The 18,682-nt window shown below is 74.1% G+C and carries 15 protein-coding genes; 7 read left to right on the forward strand and 8 right to left on the reverse strand.

Annotated elements, in window-relative coordinates; all coding sequences use genetic code 11:
* Positions 1 to 151: 151 nt before the first annotated feature.
* The 3 genes from sucB to ACFW1I_RS22255 form a co-directional block, all read right to left on the reverse strand.
* The gene (gene sucB, locus ACFW1I_RS22245; protein WP_384672667.1) at positions 152 to 1,711 is read right to left on the reverse strand and encodes a 2-oxoglutarate dehydrogenase, E2 component, dihydrolipoamide succinyltransferase; all 1,560 of its coding nucleotides are present in this window, start codon (positions 1,709 to 1,711) and stop codon (positions 152 to 154) included.
* Positions 1,594 to 2,982, reverse strand: a complete 1,389-nt coding sequence (lpdA, locus tag ACFW1I_RS22250) for a dihydrolipoyl dehydrogenase (protein ID WP_030496788.1) — start codon at positions 2,980 to 2,982, stop codon at positions 1,594 to 1,596. Before lpdA ends, sucB begins: the two co-directional genes overlap by 118 nt.
* A 345-nt stretch (positions 2,983 to 3,327) precedes the next feature.
* Entirely contained in the window at positions 3,328 to 4,836 is a 1,509-nt protein-coding gene (locus tag ACFW1I_RS22255) for a leucyl aminopeptidase (RefSeq protein ID WP_384672618.1), read from the reverse strand.
* A gap of 294 nt (positions 4,837 to 5,130) precedes the next feature.
* Between ACFW1I_RS22255 and ACFW1I_RS22260 the strand changes: the two genes are divergently transcribed.
* The 5 genes from ACFW1I_RS22260 to ACFW1I_RS22280 all read left to right on the forward strand — a co-directional run bounded on the left by ACFW1I_RS22260 (position 5,131) and on the right by ACFW1I_RS22280 (position 11,714).
* On the forward strand, positions 5,131 to 7,218 hold the full coding sequence (locus tag ACFW1I_RS22260) for a hypothetical protein (protein WP_384672620.1): 2,088 nt from the start codon (positions 5,131 to 5,133) through the stop codon (positions 7,216 to 7,218).
* Positions 7,219 to 7,244: 26 nt separating this feature from the next.
* Entirely contained in the window at positions 7,245 to 8,786 is a 1,542-nt protein-coding gene (pelF, locus tag ACFW1I_RS22265; protein ID WP_384672623.1) for a GT4 family glycosyltransferase PelF, read from the forward strand.
* Positions 8,783 to 10,240, forward strand: a complete 1,458-nt coding sequence (locus ACFW1I_RS22270; protein ID WP_384672625.1) for a hypothetical protein — start codon at positions 8,783 to 8,785, stop codon at positions 10,238 to 10,240. Before pelF ends, ACFW1I_RS22270 begins: the two co-directional genes overlap by 4 nt.
* 65 nt (positions 10,241 to 10,305) lie before the next feature.
* Positions 10,306 to 10,926, forward strand: coding sequence for a spherulation-specific family 4 protein (locus tag ACFW1I_RS22275; protein ID WP_384672628.1), 621 nt, complete (start codon positions 10,306 to 10,308; stop codon positions 10,924 to 10,926).
* Entirely contained in the window at positions 10,923 to 11,714 is a 792-nt protein-coding gene (locus ACFW1I_RS22280) for an endo alpha-1,4 polygalactosaminidase (protein ID WP_384672631.1), read from the forward strand. Before ACFW1I_RS22275 ends, ACFW1I_RS22280 begins: the two co-directional genes overlap by 4 nt.
* A 14-nt stretch (positions 11,715 to 11,728) precedes the next feature.
* Here ACFW1I_RS22280 and ACFW1I_RS22285 read toward each other — a convergent pair whose 3' ends face one another.
* The gene (locus tag ACFW1I_RS22285) at positions 11,729 to 12,493 is read right to left on the reverse strand and encodes an adenosylcobinamide-GDP ribazoletransferase (RefSeq protein WP_384672633.1); all 765 of its coding nucleotides are present in this window, start codon (positions 12,491 to 12,493) and stop codon (positions 11,729 to 11,731) included.
* A 77-nt stretch (positions 12,494 to 12,570) separates the two neighbouring features.
* Between ACFW1I_RS22285 and ACFW1I_RS22290 the strand changes: the two genes are divergently transcribed.
* On the forward strand, positions 12,571 to 13,335 hold the full coding sequence (locus ACFW1I_RS22290; RefSeq protein WP_384672635.1) for a hypothetical protein: 765 nt from the start codon (positions 12,571 to 12,573) through the stop codon (positions 13,333 to 13,335).
* Here the strand turns inward: ACFW1I_RS22290 and ACFW1I_RS22295 are convergent.
* The 4 genes from ACFW1I_RS22295 to ACFW1I_RS22310 form a co-directional block, all read right to left on the reverse strand.
* A complete protein-coding gene (locus ACFW1I_RS22295) occupies positions 13,275 to 13,985 on the reverse strand; it encodes a hypothetical protein (RefSeq protein WP_384672638.1) in 711 nt (236 codons plus the stop codon). The genes ACFW1I_RS22290 and ACFW1I_RS22295 overlap by 61 nt on opposite strands.
* Positions 13,982 to 15,742, reverse strand: a complete 1,761-nt coding sequence (locus tag ACFW1I_RS22300) for a phosphatidylglycerol lysyltransferase domain-containing protein (RefSeq protein WP_384672640.1) — start codon at positions 15,740 to 15,742, stop codon at positions 13,982 to 13,984. Before ACFW1I_RS22300 ends, ACFW1I_RS22295 begins: the two co-directional genes overlap by 4 nt.
* A gap of 111 nt (positions 15,743 to 15,853) precedes the next feature.
* On the reverse strand, positions 15,854 to 16,933 hold the full coding sequence (locus tag ACFW1I_RS22305) for a nicotinate-nucleotide--dimethylbenzimidazole phosphoribosyltransferase (protein WP_384672669.1): 1,080 nt from the start codon (positions 16,931 to 16,933) through the stop codon (positions 15,854 to 15,856).
* Between the two features lie 85 nt (positions 16,934 to 17,018).
* Positions 17,019 to 18,224, reverse strand: coding sequence for a bifunctional adenosylcobinamide kinase/adenosylcobinamide-phosphate guanylyltransferase (locus tag ACFW1I_RS22310; protein WP_384672643.1), 1,206 nt, complete (start codon positions 18,222 to 18,224; stop codon positions 17,019 to 17,021).
* Positions 18,225 to 18,315: 91 nt separating this feature from the next.
* Here ACFW1I_RS22310 and ACFW1I_RS22315 point away from each other — a divergent pair, with 91 nt between their 5' ends.
* Complete coding sequence (locus ACFW1I_RS22315; protein ID WP_384672645.1) at positions 18,316 to 18,525, forward strand: hypothetical protein; 210 nt, start codon at positions 18,316 to 18,318, stop codon at positions 18,523 to 18,525.
* Positions 18,526 to 18,682: the final 157 nt, after the last annotated feature.

An 18,682-nucleotide genomic window follows, 5' to 3' on the forward strand; every position in this document is an offset into this window, starting at 1 on the left:
CTGGGGCGCGTCCGTGCGTGCTGCGGCGGCGCGGGGGCGCCCCTGTGGCGCCCGGGTGGCGCGGCCCCCCCCCCCACGGCCGCCCCCCCCCCCCCCACCGCTGGTGAGGCTCGTTACGTTGCCTCGGGGGCGCGGAGCGCCCTCTGGAGCCTTACAGGCCGAGGTCCACCTCGAACTCGCCGGCCTCCAGGATCGCCTTGACGGCCGTCAGGTAGCGGGCGGCGTCGGCGCCGTCCACCAGACGGTGGTCGTAGGAGAGCGACAGGTAGGTCATGTCGCGGATGCCGATGACGGTGCCCTCGGCGGTCTCGATGACGGCCGGACGCTTCACCGTGGCGCCGATGCCCAGGATGGCGACCTGGTTCGGCGGGACGATGACGGTGTCGAACAGCGCACCGCGCGAACCGGTGTTGGAGATGGTGAAGGTCGCGCCGGCCAGGTCGTCCGGGGTGATCTTGGAGGCGCGCACGGCGGCCGCCAGCTCCGCGGTCTTCTTGGAGATGCCGGCGATGTTGAGGTCGCCCGCACCCTTGATGACCGGGGTCATCAGACCCTTCTCGGAGTCCACCGCGATCCCGATGTTCTCGGAGTCGAAGTAGGTGATCGTGCCCTCGTCCTCGTTGATCCGGGCGTTGATGACCGGGTGGGCCTTCAGCGCCTGGGCCGCCGCCTTCACGAAGAACGGCATCGGGGAGAGCTTGACGCCCTCACGGGCGGCGAAGGCGTCCTTGGCGCGGGCGCGCAGCTGCATCAGCTTGGTGATGTCCACCTCGACGACCGAGGTCAGCTGGGCCTGCGTGTGCAGCGCCTTCATCATGTTGTCGCCGATGACCTTGCGCATGCGGGTCATCTTGACGGTCTGGCCGCGGAGCGGGGAGACCTCCAGGGCCGGAGCGGCCTTGGCCGCGGCGGCCGGAGCGGCGGCGGCGGGGGCCGGGGCGGCCTTCTTGGCCTCGGCGGCCGCGAGGACGTCCTGCTTGCGGATCCGGCCGCCGACGCCGGAGCCCTTGACGGACGCCAGGTCGACGCCGTTCTCGGTGGCGAGCTTGCGGACCAGCGGGGTCACGTAGGCGCCGTCCTCGGCGGGAGCCGCCGGGGCCGGGGTCGCCGGGACCGGGGTGACGACCGCCGGGGCGATCGACGGGGCGGCCGGGGCCACCGGAGCAGGGGCGGCGGCGGGCGCGGCCGGGGCGGCCGGCGCGGGAGCCGGGGCCGGGGCGGCCGGCGCGGCCGGAGCAGGGGCGGCGGCGGGGGCGGCCGGAGCCGGGGCCGGGGCGGCGGCCGGGGCGGCACCCGCGGCACCGATGACGGCGAGCTTGGCGCCGACCTCGGCGGTCTCGTCCTCGCCGACGACGATCTCCAGGAGAACGCCGGAGGCGGGGGCCGGGATCTCGGTGTCGACCTTGTCGGTCGAGACCTCGAGCAGCGGCTCGTCCGCCTCGACGCGCTCGCCCTCGGCCTTGAGCCAGCGGGTGACGGTGCCCTCGGTGACGCTCTCGCCGAGCGCCGGCAGGGTTACGGAAACCGACATGGTTTCAGTTGCTCCTAACGAATTGCGGAAGTTGGTCGTCGCGCCCTGTGATGACGTGAGCGTCAGTCGTGGGAGTGCAGCGGCTTGCCGGCCAGGGCCAGGTGGGCCTCGCCGAGCGCCTCGTTCTGCGTCGGGTGGGCGTGGATGAGCTGCGCGACCTCGGCCGGCAGCGCCTCCCAGTTGTAGATCAGCTGCGCTTCGCCGACCTGCTCGCCCATGCGGTCACCGACCATGTGGACGCCGACCACGGCACCGTCCTTGACCTGGACGAGCTTGATCTCGCCCGCGGTCTTCAGGATCTTGCTCTTGCCGTTGCCCGCCAGGTTGTACTTGAGGGCGACGACCTTGTCCGCGCCGTAGATCTCCTTGGCCTTGGCCTCGGTGATGCCGACGGAGGCGACCTCGGGGTGGCAGTACGTCACCCGGGGCACGCCGTCGTAGTCGATCGGGACGGTCTTCAGACCGGCCAGCCGCTCCGCGACGAGGATGCCCTCGGCGAAGCCGACGTGCGCCAGCTGGAGGGTCGGGACCAGGTCGCCGACCGCGGAGATCGTGGGCACGTTGGTCCGCATGTACTCGTCCACCAGGACGTAGCCGCGGTCCATCGCGATGCCCTGCTCCTCGTAGCCGAGGCCGGCCGAGACCGGGCCGCGGCCGATGGCGACGAGCAGCACCTCGGCCTCGAAGGTCTTGCCGTCGGCGAGGGTGACCTTCACACCGTTCTCGGTGTACTCGGCGCTCTGGAAGAAGGTGCCGAGGTTGAACTTGATGCCGCGCTTGCGGAAGGCGCGCTCGAGGAGCTTGGAGCTGTTCTCGTCCTCGACCGGGACGAGGTGCTTCATGCCCTCGATCACCGTCACGTCGGTGCCGAAGGACTTCCAGGCGGAGGCGAACTCGACGCCGATCACACCGCCGCCGAGGATGATGGCGGACTCCGGCACACGGTCCAGGGTGAGGGCGTGGTCCGAGGTGATGATGCGGTTGCCGTCGATCTCCAGGCCGGGCAGGGACTTCGGCACGGAACCGGTGGCGAGGAGGACGTGGCGGCCCTCGACCCGGCGCCCGTCGACGTCGACGGAGGTCGGGGAGGACAGACGGCCGGTGCCCTCGATGTAGGTGACCTTGCGGGAGGCGACGAGACCCTGCAGACCCTTGTAGAGGCCCGAGATCACGTCGTCCTTGTACTTGTGCACGGCCTTGATGTCGATGCCCTCGAAAGAGGCCCTGACACCGAACTGCTCCGCCTCGCGCGCCTGGTCGGCGACCTCGCCGGCGTGGAGCAGGGCCTTCGTCGGGATGCAGCCGTTGTGCAGGCAGGTGCCGCCGAGCTTGTTCTTCTCGATCAGTGCGACGTCCAGGCCCAGCTGCGCTCCGCGCAGCGCCGCGGCGTAACCGCCGCTACCGCCGCCGAGGATCACTAGGTCGAAAACGGTGCTGGCGTCGTTCGCCACGTCACGTCCTCCATGCATGTGCGCTCGTCGCCGGTCGTCGATGACCAGGCGGCGGCTCCGGTGTCCGGCCGCATTATTTCGGCCCTGTGGTGGGGGCCCTGTCCTGCCGAGAACCCATCTTCGCACTTGTTGACGGATGGCGGGACGCGGGGCCGGTGGATGAGACCGGGCGATCGTCCGTACGGGCGTCCACCAGGGCGTACGAAGCTACGGATTTCGTCGCCAGCGAACAGCGGCGGACAACGGCGGACAACGGCGAACAGCGGTGGACAGCCGCGGACGGCGGTGGGCCGAGACGGGCGAGGGGCCCGGGCGCGAAGCCCCGGGCCCTCACCGCCGGCGGGCTCAGAGCTCGCCGGCCGCCGTCAGCTCGGCGAGGCGCACCAGGGTGCGGACCGAGGAACCGGTGCCGCCCTTGGGGGTGTAGCCGTACGGGGCGCCCTCGTGGAAGGCCGGGCCCGCGATGTCCAGGTGGGCCCAGGTGATGCCCTCGCCCACGAACTCCTGGAGGAACAGGCCGGCGACCAGGCCGCCGCCCATCCGGACGCCCATGTTCGCCATGTCGGCGGTGGGGGAGTCCATGGTCTTGCGCAGGTCGGACGGGAGCGGCATCGGCCAGGACTGCTCGCCGACCTCCTCGGCGATCTCGTGGATCGCGGTCCGGTAGTCGTCGTCGTTGGCCATGATGCCGAAGGTGCGGTCGCCGAGGGCGAGGACCATCGCGCCGGTCAGGGTCGCCACGTCGACGATCGCGTCCGGGTGCTCCTCCGACGCCTTGGTCAGCGCGTCGGCGAGGACGAGCCGGCCCTCGGCGTCGGTGTTGAGGACCTCGACGGTCTTGCCGCTGTACATCCGGAGCACGTCACCCGGGCGGGTGGCGGAGCCGGACGGCATGTTCTCCGCGAGGGCGAGCCAGCCGGTGACGTTCACCTCCAGGCCGAGGCGGGCCACGGCGACGACGGTGGACAGGACGGCGGCGGCGCCGCTCATGTCGCACTTCATCGTCTCGTTGTGGCCGGCCGGCTTCAGGGAGATGCCGCCCGAGTCGTAGGTGATGCCCTTGCCGACCAGGGCCAGGGTCTTCTCCGCCTTCGGGTGGGTGTAGGCGACCCGGACCAGGCGCGGCGGGTTCACCGAGCCGACGCCGACGCCGAGGATGCCGCCGAAGCCGCCCTTGGCGAGCGCCTTCTCGTCGAGGACCTGGACCTTGAGGCCGTGCTCCTTGCCGGCAGCCTGGGCGGCCGCGGCGAAGGTGGCCGGGTACAGGTCGTTCGGCGGCATGTTGATCAGATCGCGGGCGCGGTTGATCTCCTCGGCCACGGCCAGGGCGCGGTCCGCGGCGGCCTTGTGGGCCTTGTCGCGCGGCTTGGCGCCGAGCAGCGCCACCTCGGCCAGCGGCTTCTTCGCGTCGCTCGCCCGCTCCTTGAGCGCGTCGAAGGAGTACGCGCCGAGCAGCGCGCCCTCGGCGATCGCGCCGGCGTCCTCGGCCGAGACGATCGGCAGCGCGAACGCGGCCTTCTTCGAGCCGGACAGGACGCGGGCGGCGGTGCCGGCGGCGCGGCGCAGGGTCTCGGAGTCGTACGCCTCGCCGTCCTCGGGGGCGGAGCCGAGGCCGACGGCGAGCACGACGGGGGCCTTCAGGCCGGCGGGCGCGGGCAGCTTGGTCGCCTCACCCTCTCCACCCGAGGCGCCCAGGGTCTCCAGGACGGCGGCGAGCCGGCCGTCGAACGCCTTGTCGACGGCCTCCGCGCCCGGGGCGACGACCAGCGCCTTCCCGGCCTTCGCGACGCCGACGACGAGGGCGTCGGCACGCAGCGTCGCCGCTCCGGCAGTGCTGAGAGTGAGAGCAGTCACGGTGGTGAATTCTCGCTTCCATTGAGTTCTGTGGCGGTCGAGGGATGGGCCGACCGAGCCCGCCGCATCGTATTTCGGCCCGATGAGCGCCGAGAACGAGCCTACGCTCGCTCACCCGGTTCGCTCACCGCGGCTTCGATTCACTCATCCGAGGTGTCTCTTTCATGTTTGTCCTTCCGGCTCCCGCACCGGCGCCACACTCGCCTCATTCACGCAAGGGCGGCACTCGCGCCTTCGCTTCATCTCCACAGGTCCTCCCACGTCCGGGGGCCTGCCGAGGGGGGACACCACACCATGCACGCGAACAGATCCCGCATGCCCGCGGCCGCGCCGAGGAAGTCCGGAAAGCAGGGGGTGCCGCGCCGCGCCGGCCGCACCGCCGGGGCGCTCGCCGCCGCCGCGCTCCTCGCCACCGTGGTGCCGTCCGCGCAGGCCGCCGCCGACCCCGCGCCCCGGATCGACCTCACCGTCCTGGTCGTCGACGACGGCGGCAGCGCGATCGGGGCGATCACCGCCGAACTGAAGGGCTCCGGGGTCCCGTACCGCGTCCTCGACCTGAACGACCCGAACCGGCCCGTGCTCACCCCCGCCTTCCTCAGCGACACGGTCGACGGCCGGCCCCGCGCCAAGTACCAGGGCGTGGTCCTGCCGCACGAGTCCGCCTTCGGCCCCGACTCCGCCGAGCACACCGCCCTCCGGACGTACGAGCGCACCTTCGGCATCCCCCAGGTCGACGCCTACACCTGGTCCCACCCCGGCGTCGGCCTCGACTACACCACCGACGGCGGCTGGTCCGGGGTCCTCGACGGCGTCACCGCGGGCGTCACCCCGGCCGGGGCGTCCGGCCCCTTCGGCTACCTCGCCGGCAGCCTGACCTTCGAGGACAACGACCCGGCGGTCTCCGAGAGCTACGGCTACGCGGGCCGCCCCCGCGCCGGCTTCACCAGCTACGTCGACATGCCGGTGGAGGGCGGCGGCCGGGCCAGCCTGGTCGGCGAGTACGCCGCCGACGGGCGCCGCGAACTCGTCGTCACCTTCGCCTACAACCAGCACCAGCGGCAGTTCCGCGCCCTCTCCCGCGGCATCGTCGAATGGCTCACCCAGGGCGTCCACCTCGGCCGCTCCCGGAACTACCTCTCCGTCCACGTCGACGACGTCTTCGCCCCCGACGCCCGCTGGGACACCGTCCGCAACTGCACCCCCGGCGACCTCGACTGCGTCGGCGGGGACCCGGAGGCCGAGAACCCGATCCGGATGACCGCCGCCGACGCCACCTACGCCGCCGCCTGGCAGAAGGCGTCCGGCTTCACCCTCGACATGGTCTACAACGGCGGCCAGGGCGAGCAGTGGAAGACCGAGCACGGCGGCACCGACCCGCTCGCCGCCCGGCTGATCGCCGACCGCGCCCAGTACCGCTGGATCAACCACACCTACACCCACCCGTACCTCGGCTGCGTCCAGGACAACACCACCGTCCCCTGGCGGTGCGCCACCGACGCCTCCGGCAGCACCCTCTGGGTCAGCCGCGCCGAGCTCTCCGCGCAGATCCGGAACAACGTCAACTGGGCTGTGGGCAAGGGCATCTCCGTCGACCGCTCCGAACTCGTCACCGGCGAGCACTCCGGTCTGAGGACCCTGCCCCAGCAGCCGGCCGACAACCCCAACCTGGCCGGAGCCCTCGCCGACAACGGCGTGAAGTGGACGGCCAGCGACAACTCCCGCGAGCCCCGGCAGCGGGCGGTCGGCGCCGCGAAGACCGTCCCCCGGCACCCGATGAACGTGTACTACAACGTCGGCACCGCCGCCGAGATGGCCGACGAGTACAACTGGGTCTACACCTCCCGGGCCGACGGCGGCAGCGGCGTCTGCGAGTCCAACCCCGCCTCCACCTGCCTGCCCGCCCCGCTCGACCCGGCCACCGGCTACGCGGAGCACATCGTGCCGCAGGAGGCCCGCATCGCCCTCGGCCACGTCGTCGCCAACGACCCCCGCCCGCACTACGTCCACCAGTCGAACCTGGCCGAGGAACGCCTCCTCTACCCGGTCCTCGACCGGCTCCTCGCCGACTACCGGGCGCTCTTCGCCGCCAACACGCCCCTGGTGAACCCCCGTCAGAAGGACGTCGGCACCGAGCTGACCCGCCGGGACGCCTGGGACGCCGCCCTCGCCGCCGGGAAGGTCACCGCGTACCGCGTCGGCTCCACCGTCACCGTCAAGGCGCCCGCCGGCGTCCAGATCCCCGTCACCGCCCCCGAGGGCACCCGCAAGCAACTCGTCCTCGGCACCGCCGCCTTCGGCACCGCCTACGCCGGCAGCCGCTCCGCCTGGACCGCGCCCGAACTGCTCCAGACCGCCGTCACACTCCAGCTCCCGACCGCCTGACCAGCACGTTCTGGGGGGACACGCACATGCCGAGCAGTGGCCGTCACGTCACCATGCTCACCGAAGGCACCTATCCGCACGTCCACGGCGGCGTCAGCACCTGGTGCGACCAGCTCGTCCGGGGCATGCCCGAGGTCACCTTCGAGATCCTCGCCCTCACCGGCAGCGGCCGCGAACCCGTCACCTGGGAGCTGCCGCCCAACGTCACCCGGCACACCGCGTTCCCCCTCTGGGGCCACCCGCGGGGACCGGCCGCGCCCACCCGCGCGCGCCGGCCCCCGCGGGGGCGCGGACGCCGCCGCTTCCTCGCCACGTACGAGCGCTTCCTGCTCGCCCTGCTCGACCCGGAGGCCGGCCACGACCTCGCCGGGAGCCTCTACGAGCTGGCCGCCCTCGCCCGCGACGGCCGGCTCACCCCGGCCCTCCGCTCCGAACAGGCCCTCCGCACCCTCATGTGGATCTGGACCATGCCGCACCTGCCGACGCGTGCGGCCGGGCCCACCGTCCACGACGCCCTCACCGCCACCGACCTGCTCGAACACGCCCTGCGGCCGCTCGGCGCCCGGATAGCCGACGGCAGCGTGGCGCACGCCGTCTCCAGCGGCCTCGCCACCCTGCCCGCGCTCGCCGCGCAGCACTTCGAAGGGGTGCCCTTCCTGCTCACCGAACACGGCATCTACCTCCGCGAGCGCTACCTCGGCTACCGCACCGAGGCCCAGCGCTGGCCCGTCAAGGCCCTCATGCTCGGCTTCTACCGCGAGCTCAACTCCCTCGGCTACCGCCAGGCCGACCTCATCACCCCCTGCAACCAGTACAACCGGCGCTGGGAGGAACGCGGCGGCGCCCCCGCCGACCGCATCCGCACCGTCTACAACGGCGTCGATCCCGCCCTCTTCCCCGAGGCCGGGCCCGAACCGGAGACCCCGACGCTCAGCTGGTGCGGCCGGGTCGACCCGATCAAGGACCTGGAGACCCTGATCCGGGCGTACGCGATCTCCCGCGCCGAACTCCCCGAGCTGAGGCTCCGCCTCTTCGGCCCCGTTCCGGCCGGGAACGAGGACTACCGCACCCGCCTGGAGAAGCTCGCCGCCGAACTCGGCGTCGCCGACGGCGTCTCCTTCGAGGGCCGCGTCTCCGACGTCCCCTCCGCCTACGCGGCCGGCAGCGTGGTGATGCTCTCCTCCATCAGCGAGGGCTTCCCCTTCTCCCTCATCGAGGCGATGTCCTGCGGCCGGGCCACCGTCTCCACCGACGTCGGAGGGGTACGGGAGGCGGTCGGCGACACCGGGATCGTCGTCCCGCCCCGCGAACCGGCCGTCATGGCCGCCGCCGTCTCCGCCCTCCTCCGCGACGGCGCCCGCCGCGCCGAACTCGGCCGGCGCGCCCGGCAGCGGGTGATCGACGAGTTCACCCTGCACCGCTCGGTCGACGGCTTCCGCCGCATCTACCGCGAACTCGCCGCGCCCCGCACCCCCGGACGGCCGGCGCCCGCCCCGACGCCGCTGCGCGTCAGCATCCCCGCCCCGCGCCGTTCCGCGCCCCGCGTCCCGGAAGGAACCCCGGCATGAGCGGCTCCCTCTGGCTGAAGCCCCCGGCCACCACCCCGCCCCTGCCGGCCGTGCCCCGCCCCCGGACCCCCGACCCGGGGACCGGGGCAGGGGCCGGGACCGCGGCCGGGACGGGCACCGCCGCCGACCCGCTCGACGAACTCGCCGTCCGCCTCGACGCGTTCGTCGCCGCGGCCGTCCACCCGGACGAGATCGCCGCGCTGCTGGAGTCCGACGGCATGACCGACGACCACATCCGGCTCACCTACGGGCGGAACGATTCCTTCGCGCTCGCCGAGGACCTGTACGCGCGCGTGCGCAGGCGCCACCCCGAACCGCCCCGGACGGCCCCGGGCGCCCCCGGCTGGACCGAAGGGCTCGGCGGCTGCCTGCTGCGCGGCCTCGTCTTCGCCCTGCCCGGCCTCGCCTACGTCCTGGCCGGGCCCCTGCTCGCCGGACCCCACGGGCGGTACGGACTCCCCGCCGGCACCGTCCCGCTGCTCGCAGGCGCCGTCACCGGCTGGGTGTGGAACCAGGCCCTCTCCCACCGCGCCTACACCTGGCTCGGCCTCGGCGACCGGCCCGCCGCCGCCCGCGCCCTGCTCATCGGCGCCCCGGCCGGCGCGCTGGCCGGCACCGCCGTCGCCCTCGCCGCCGCCCGCGACGGCGAACTGCCCGCCGCCGTCTTCGCCGCCGGACAGTCCCTCTACCTCGCCGCCGCCACCGTCCTCCTCGTCCTCGGCCGCGAACGGGCCCTGCTCGTCGCCCTGCTGCCGCTCCTCGGCGCCCTCCCCGCCCTCCGCTGGGACCTGCCCGACCCGCTGCGCGCCGCCCTGCCCGCCGTCTCGCTCACCGCCGCCTGCCTGATCGCCGCCCGGGCGCTGCGCCCCGGCACCGCGCGCGGCGCCGCCGGGCGGGGCGGACCGCCGCTCACGGCCTCCGTCCCCTACGGCCTCTTCGGCCTCGGCAGCGGGGTCCTCGTGCTCCACGCGGGGCTCGGCGACCCGCCGGCCACCGGCACCGGCACCGGCGCGGTCATCGCGCTCACCCTCTCCATGGGGCCCGCCGAATGGCTGCTGCACCGCTTCCGGGGCGGCAGCCTCGCCCGGCTGCGGACCCTCACCACCGCCCGCGCCTTCCGCCGCGCGGTCACCGGCACCCTCGTCCTCTGCCTCGGCGGATATCTGACCGCGCTGCTCGCCCTCACCCTCACCGCGACCCTGTTCCGGCCCGGCACCCCCTGGCCCGACCCGGACCGGCTGCTCGCCCTCCTCCTCATCGGCACCGTGCTCTGGCTGGGGCTGCTCCTCCAGGCGTTCGGCGCCGTCCTCGGCGCGGCGGCCGTCTGCCTGCTCGCCGCCGCCGCGCAGACCCTCGAACCGGCGGCGGGCCCGCTCGCCGCCGGGGCGGCGGCGGCCGTGCTGGCCGTCCTCAGCCATGTTCTGCTGGTACGACCGACCGCCCACCGTCCCTGAAGACCCGGCAGCCCCGAAGACCCCGAAGTCCACGAAGCCCCCGGAAGACCCAGGAAGCACCGCACGTGAAACGTTCCCTCCTGGTGCCGTTCTACGAGCACCCCACCGACCGGCCCGAGGGCTGGGCGGCCCTGGTCGCGGCCGCGCCGACGCTGTACGGCGTGGTCCTCAACCCGGCGAACGGCGCCGGCGAGGCCCCCGATCCGGCCTTCGTCGAGGCCGCCGAGCGGCTGCGCGCCGCCGGGGTGCGGATCCTCGGCTACGCGGACACCGCCTACGGCCGCCGCCCGCACGCGAAGGTCGTCGCCGACCTGCTCCGCCACCGCGACTGGTACGGCGCCGACGGCGCCTTCCTCGACCAGGTGGCGACCGCGCCCGAGGCGCTGCCGCACTACCGCCGGCTCGCCGTCGCCGCCCGCGCCGCCGGGGCCGCCACCCTCGTCCTCAACCACGGCACCCACGCCGACGAGGGGTACGCCGAACTCGCCGACCTGCTGGTCACCTTCGAGGGCCCCTGGGACACCTACCGCACCCTCGACCTGCCGGCCGCCCCGCACCACTGCCACCTGGTCTACGCGGCCCCGCCCGGCTTCCGGCCCGCGACCGAGGTGCACTGCGCGGTCCCCGGGACCGGCGCCCACCCCTGGGGCACCCTGCCGGACGACCTCCCGGAGCCCGCCCGATGAGACGCCTCCTCCCCCTCCTGGCCGCCCTGCTCCTCCTGGCCACGGCCTGCACCACGACCTCCGCCCCCGACCCCAAGCATGAGGAGGGCGACCGCTGGCGCCCCACGGCCGGCCTCGCCTGGCAGTGGCAGCTCAGCGGGAAGCTGGACGCGACCGTCGACGTGCCCGTGTACGACATCGACGGCTTCGACCACCCGGCCGCGACCGTCGCCGACCTGCACCGCCGCGGCCGGAAGGTGATCTGCTACCTCTCCACCGGCGCCTGGGAGGACTTCCGCCCCGACGCGGACCGCTTCCCGAAGTCCGTCCTCGGACGGAGCAACGGCTGGGCCGGCGAACGCTGGCTGGACATCCGCCGCACCGACGTCCTCGAACCCCTGATGACGGAGCGGATCGACATGTGCCGCGCCAAGGGGTTCGACGCCGTCGAACCCGACAACATGGACGGCTACCGCAACCGCACCGGCTTCCCCCTCACCGCGGCCGACCAGCTCGCCTACAACCGCCTCATCGCCCGCCTCGCCCACGACCGCGGCCTCGCCGTCGGCCTCAAGAACGACCTCGACCAGATCCCCCAGCTCCTCGCCGACTTCGACTTCGCCGTCAACGAGCAGTGCGCCGAGTACGACGAGTGCCACCGCCTGGCCCCCTTCATCGCGGCGGACAAGCCGGTCTTCCACGCCGAGTACGAACTTCCCCTGGCCGACTTCTGCCCCGAGTCCCGCGAGCTGGGCCTCAGCTCCCTGCGCAAGCGCTACGAACTCGACGCCTGGCGCCGGGCCTGCTGAGCCCCGGACGCGCCTCAGCCCAGCGTCAGCGCCACCAGCGTCACCGTCGCCGCCGTCTCCTCGACCGCGCCGAAGACGTCGCCGGTGACGCCGCCGAAGCGGCGGACGCAGCGGCGCAGCAGGAGGGCGGCGGCGGCCAGGCCCGCGCCCGCGGCGAGGACGCCCCGGACGGCGTCGGACGGGGAGAGGAGCAGGCCCGTGCCGGCGGCGAGGAGGAGGACGGCGGCCGTGCAGAGGGTCGCCGCGCGGACCGGCACCGTGGCGGCGACGATCGCGCCGAGCCCCTCCGGCCGGGCCGCCGGGACGCCGTGCCGGGAGGCGTGGGTGAGGGCCAGCCGGGCGACCGTGGCGGCCAGGACGACGGCGACCGCGCCGTGCGCCCAGCCCTCCCCGTACAGCTCGTACACGGCCGCGACCTGCGCGAGCAGGGCGAGGACGAGGGTGATGACGCCGAACGGGCCGATGTCGGACTGCTTCATGATGCGCAGCGCGTCCTCGGCCGGCTTGGCGCTGCCGAGCCCGTCGGCGGTGTCGGCGAGGCCGTCGAGGTGCAGGCCCCGGGTGAGCAGCGCGGGGACGGCGACGGTGACGACGGCGGCGAGCAGCGGTCCGGAGCCGAGCGGCAGGAGCACCCCGCCGGCCGCGGCGGCGACGAGGCCGACGACGAGTCCGGCGGCCGGGGCGCAGAGCATGCCGGCGCGCGCCGCGTCCCGGTCCCAGCGGGTGATGCGGGCGGGGAACACGGTGAGGGTCCCGAAGGCGAAACGCAGGCCGTCCATCCGGGCAGGGTAATCGCCGGAACCGGACGGTAGATTTCCGGTATCCGTACCTATCGGGCATAGCGGAACGGGGTGGCATGGGTCACTGGTTCTCCCGCAACATCCTGGAGCCGGGCAAGCTCCCGATGCTCCTCGCGCTGACCTCGTTCGTCCTCACCTTCCTGGTCACCCGCACCGTCACCCGGCTCATCCGCGCCGGCCGGGGACCCTTCCGGAACGTCTCCTCCGGCGGGCTGCACATCCATCACGTCGTGCCCGGCGTGGTCCTCGCCGTGCTCGGCGGCTTCGGCGCGGTGGCCAGCGGACGGCACGGTTTCGGCGCGGCCGCCTTCGCCGTCGTCTTCGGCGTCGGCGCGGGACTCGTCCTGGACGAGTTCGCGCTCATCCTCCATCTGGACGACGTGTACTGGTCGGAGGAGGGCCGGCAGAGCGTCGAGGTCGTCGTCCTCACCGCCGCCCTCGTGCTGCTGCCCCTCAGCGGTTTCTCCCCGCTCGGCGTGGACGACGTCACGGAGGAGGAGCGGCAGGACCGGGTGAGTTTCCTCCTCACCCTGGTGCTGAACTTCCTCCTGATCCTGGTCACCCTGGTCAAGGGCAAGCTGCGGATGGCGCTGATCGGGGTCTTCGTGCCCTTCGTGGCGATCGTCGGCGCCGTCCGGCTGGCCCGCCCCGGCTCCTGGTGGTGGCGGCACTTCTACGGCCGCCGGCACCGGGCACGCGCGCGTGGCACGGTCCGCGCCTACCGGCACGACAAGCGGTGGACCCGGGTGCGGCGGCGGGTTCAGGACCTGATCGGCGGCTTCCAGGAGCGCGTCCCCGGCCGGGGTTCCGCCCGGTCCTGACCGCGCTCCCGCCACTTCAGGAGGCCGATCAGCACCAGGACGCCCGCGATGGCCGCCAGGTGCTCCTTGCCCGCGAGGTTCGGCTTGACGATCACCTCGACCACCATCGCGACGACGACGGCCGCGCCCGTCCAGTACGCCCGCTGCCGCCAGCAGACGTAGACGGCGAGGCCGACCACCGCCGCCGACGGCCCGGTGTCCACCACCTGCGCGTCGGAGGCGGGCAGCCCGAGGGGCGTGCCGGGGCCGAGGGCGATGCCCACGCGCGCGTACAGGGTGCCGCAGAGGGTCGCCAGATAGGCGATCCCGAGCGTCCGCCACCGCCCGAGGCAGAGCTCGGCGATCCCGAAGACCAGCAGGATCTGGGCGAGCGCGCCCCAGACCGGCAGGTCGAGCGCGGGCACGAACAGCGACAGCGGGGTGCGCAGCAGGGACAGCCACAGCGGGTCCTCGGCCCGCACCGCGCCGAGCGCCTGCACCGGCCCGTAGCCCCAGTCCTGGTTCTGGACGAACTGGAACAGCGCGGTGAGGCCGACCGCCGTCAGCGTCAGCGGCACCGCCCTCCACCGACGCGCCGTCAGCTCCCGTCGCAGCGTGCCGGCGAGCGGACCCCACTCGCGCCGGGCGAAGCCGCGGACCGCCCCGCTCAACGCCCGCCCGCCAGATGCTTGCGGTGCAGCCACTTCGGCAGGCCCGGCGCCTCCAGGAAGCCCTCGGCGCGGCCGGCGGCGATGCCGATGCGCGGCAGGTCGGCGCTCTTCTCGAAGAGCATGAAGCGGGGCTCCCAGATCGGTCGGTACTTGGCGTTGGCGCGGTACAGCGACTCGATCTGCCACCAGCGGGAGAAGAAGCTGAGCAGCGAGCGCCACATCCTCAGCACCGGTCCGGCGCCGAGCTTCGAGCCGCGTTCGAAGACGGACCGGAACATCGCGAAGTTCAGCGAGACCTGAGTGATCCCGATCTCCTTCGCCCGCTGCAGGAGCTCGATCACCATGAACTCCATCAGCCCGTTCTCGGAGTCGCGGTCCCGCCGCATCAGGTCGAGCGAGAGCCCCTTCGGCCCCCACGGCACGAAGGAGAGCAGCGCCCGCAGCTCGCCCGTGCCGTCGGTGCACTCCAGCATCACGCACTGCCCGTCGCGCGGGTCCCCGAGCCGCCCGAGCGCCATCGAGAAGCCGCGCTCGGTGGCCCCGTCCCGCCAGTCGTCCGCCTTCCGCAGCAGCTCGGCCATCTCCTCGGCGGGGATGGCCTCGTGGCGCCGGATCCGCACCTCGTACCCGGCGCGCTCGACCCGGTTGAACGCCTGGCGGACCGTCCGCATGGCCCGCCCGTCGAGCGTGAACTCGTCTGTCTCCACGATCGCCTCGTCGCCCAGCTCCAGCGCGTCCAGGCCGTGCCGGGCGTAGATCACCCCGGCCTCCTCGCTCGCCCCCATGACGGCCGGGATCCAGCCGTGCTCCCGTGCCTCGGCGAGCCACGGCTCGATCGCCCCCGGCCACGCCTCGGGGTCGCCGATCGGGTCGCCGGAGGCGAGCGAGACCCCGCCCACCACCCGGTAGGCCACGGCGGCCTTCTCGCTCGGCGACCAGACGACGCTCTTCTCGCGGCGCAGCGCGAAGTAGCCCAGCGAGTCCCGGTCCCCGTGCTTGTCGAGCAGCGCCCGCAGCCGCTCCTCGTCCTCCTCGGTCAGCGGGTCCACCGCCCGGCGGGACCGGAAGGCGGCGAAGAGCACCGCGAAGAGCAGCAGCGTGGACATCACGTTGATGACCACGTCGACCCAGCCCGGGGTGGTGATGGTGGGGAAGCGCGAGTCGTCGGTGGCCAGCGTGATGAGCCGCATCACGCCGTACCGCCACCGCTCCAGGAAGGTGGAGTGCCCGGCGGCCGTGTTGGTGACGGTGACCAGGAGCGCGGCGAGCAGCGAGGTGACCAGCAGGCCACCGACCGCGACCAGCGCGGCCAGCAGCGGGTTGGAGCGGTCGCCCTTCGCGTAGAACTCCTTGCGGCCGAGCAGCAGGGCGGTGAAGAAGGCGGCGGTCAGGGCCAGCGAGACCCAGTTCTGGGCGTGCTCCCGGATCTCGGGGAAGAGCATCACCAGCGCGAAGAGCAGCAGGAAGAGGCCGCTCAGCACGGTGTTGAGGATCCAGGCGGCCCGCTTGCGGCGGCGCATGGTGATCGCCAGGAAGAGCGTGAAGACGCCGGAGGCGAAGCCCGCCGTGAGCATGTACGGCGTGAAGTAGTCGTCCTCGTTGTGCCGCCGCAGGTCCTGCCCGAAGGAGACCCACACGGCGCTCAGGAGGTTGATGAACGTGACGACGCGGAGGTACCAGACGGCGAACGCGGCGCTCCGCCGCGAGCGGCCGGTGCCCCGGGGCGTTCCTTCGGCGGACAAGCGGACCTCTCCCATGAAAAGCGATCATATGGGGCACCGCTTCCCGTGCGGCGACGCCGGAGGCGGCCACCCGCGCGTCGCGGGCGGCCGCCTCCGGGACTGTCACCGATGGAGTACGCCGTCCCCTCAGACCGCCTCGGGCGAGACGGGCTCGTCCGGAGTGGTCGGCTCCGGACGCTCGGGCAGCTCGGCGGCGAGGGCCGCCGCGGCCCGGACGAGGGGAAGCGCGAGCAGTGCCCCGGTTCCCTCACCCACCAGGACGCCCTGGTCGAGCAGCGGGTTGAGCGCCATCCGGTCCAGCGCCTTCGCCTGCGCCGGCTCCCCGGACACCTGGCCCGCCAGCCACCAGTCCGGCGCCCGGAACGCCGCCCGCTGCGCCACCAGCGCACAGGCCGCGCCCACCACGCCGTCCAGGATCACCGGCATCCGCCGCACCGCCGCCTGCAGCAGGAAGCCGGTCGTCGCCGCCAGATCCGCCCCGCCGACCGCGCCGAGCAGCGCCAGCTGGTCGCCGAGGACCGGCCGCGCCCGTCGCAGCGCGTCCCGGATCGCCGCGCACTTGCGCATCCACGCCAGGTCGTCGATCCCCGCGCCGCCGCGCCCGGTCACCACCGAGGCGTCCGTCCCGCACAGCGCCGCGATCAGCGTCGACGCCGGGGTCGTCCCGCCCACGCTCAGATCGCCGAGCACCACCAGATCGGTGCCCGAGTCGGCCTCCTCGTCGGCGATCGCGATCCCGAGCCGCACCGCGGCCTCGGTCTCCTCCGGCGTCAGCGCGTCCTCGACGTCGATCCGGCCGCTGCCGCGCCGCACCCGGTGCCGGGTCACCGCCTCCGGCAGCAGCCCCGGGTCGCAGTCCAGCCCCGCGTCCACCACCCGCACCGGCACGTCCATCGAGCGGGCCAGCACGGCGAGCGGGCTCGCCCCGTCGAGCAGCTCCCGCACCAGGACGTGGGCGGTGCCGGCCGCGCGGCCCGACACGTCCTGCCCGGCGATGCCGTGGTCACCGGCGAAGACGACCACCTTCGGCTGCTCGATCGCCCGCACCCGCACCGCCGACTGGGCGGCGGACAGCCACTCGCCCAGCTCGTCGAGGCGGCCGAGCGCGCCCGGGCGGACGGCGAGCCGCTCCCGGCGCTCCTCGGCGTCACGCCGGATCCCGCCGTCGGGGCGCTCGATCAGATCGGAGAAGTCGTCGAGATTCAGGGGCTGCACGGGGTGCAGAGGGTCCATCGGGGGTTCCGCCTTGTGACATCAGCGAGGTTCGGCACGGGCCATCGGGATCAGCACCCTACCCGCGCAGCACCAGCGCCTGTCCGGCGACCACGAGCACCACCTGCTCGCACTCGTCCGCGAAGGCCGCGTTGAGCCGCCCCAGCTCGTCCCGGAACCGCCGCCCCGCCGCCGTCGCCGGCACCACGCCCGAGCCGGCCTCGTTGGTCACCACCACCACCGTCCTGCGGGTCGCCCGCACCGCCGCCACCAGCTCCGCCGTCCGCTCCCGCAGCGCCGCCTGCCCGCCGTCCGCCCAGACGCCGTCGTCCCAGGCGCCCACCCGGTCCATGGCGTCGGTCAGCCACAGCGACAGGCAGTCCACCAGCAGCGCCGGACCGTCGTCCTCGGCGAGCAGCGGCACCAGGTCGGTCGTCTCGACCGTGCGCCAGGAGCCGGGCCGCCGCTCCCGGTGCAGCGTCACCCGCTCCGCCCACTCGGGGTCGCCCTCCCGGGTCCCGCCGGTCGCCACGTACACCACCTCGGGGAAGGTCTCCAGGCGCCGCTCGGCCTCCACCGACTTCCCCGACCGCGCCCCGCCGGTCACCAGCGTCCGCCGCGGCACCTCCGGCAGCTCGTGGTACTCGCCCAGGTACAGCACCGTCCCGTCCGGCACCGCCCGCGCCCCGGCCGCCGCGAGCCGCCGGTCCAGCTCGGCCCCGGCCGGCGCGTCATGGTCCAGATGGACGGCGATCACCTCCGTGCCCGGCCCCACGGCGCCGGTCGCCCGCAGCCGCGCCAGCGCGTCGGGCCGGCCCGTCACGTCCGCCGCCACCAGGTCGTACGGCTCCTGGTGGTTCTCCGGCAGCCCCGCGGGCGCCGCCCCCGGCGGCAGGTACAGCAGCCGCTGCCCGTCGGCCGACACCACCTCGTACCCGGTGCCGGGGGAGTCCATCGGCACCGCCCGCACCCGGTGCCCGCTGATCAGCGTCAGCTCCCGTCCGTCGGGCACCCGCCCGGCCGTCGGCAGCCCGGCCGGCACCTCCACCGCGGGACCGTCGTGCGGATGCGTCAGGAGCACCTGCCGCACCCCCACCAGCGAGCGCCCCGCACGGGCCGCGGCGAGCGCCGCCCCCGGGGTCAGGTCGAGCAGCAGGGCCCCGTCCACGAGCAGCGCGGTCGCGGCACGCGCGCGCGTGCCGCGGGAGCGCGCGCACACCGCGCAGGGGCAGTCGGGGCGGGGCAGGCCGAGCGGGGAGCCGGTGCCGAGCAGAGTCAGTTCCACGCACTGATCCTCCCGCGCCCCCGCGCGCGGTGCGCGCCCGGCTACTCTGCGGGCAGGAAACCGATCATCCGGTGAGCCCCAGGAGGCGGACATGGCATGGACGTGGCGGTTCGAGAAGTCCGACGGCACGGAGGTCGCCCCGGTGGTGACCCCGGAGGAGTTCGGCACCCAGGGCGACGCCGAGAGCTGGCTCGGCGAGCACTGGCGCGACCTCCTCGCGGGCGGCGCGGACCAGGTGACCCTCTCCGAGGACACCACCAAGATCTACGGCCCGATGCCGCTGGACGCCGAAGGCGCCTGACGGCGTAGACGTAGACAAGGGGCGGGATCCACCGGGATCCCGCCCCCTACCCGACCCCGCCCCCTGCCCGACCCCCCCCCCTACCCATACCCCGGGGACGCCCCGACCCCAACCCCCCCCCCCACCCCCACCCCCCCCCCCTACATAGAGCCCAACG

The organism is Streptomyces sp. NPDC058955 (genome assembly GCF_042741435.1).
Classification (GTDB): domain Bacteria; phylum Actinomycetota; class Actinomycetes; order Streptomycetales; family Streptomycetaceae; genus Streptomyces.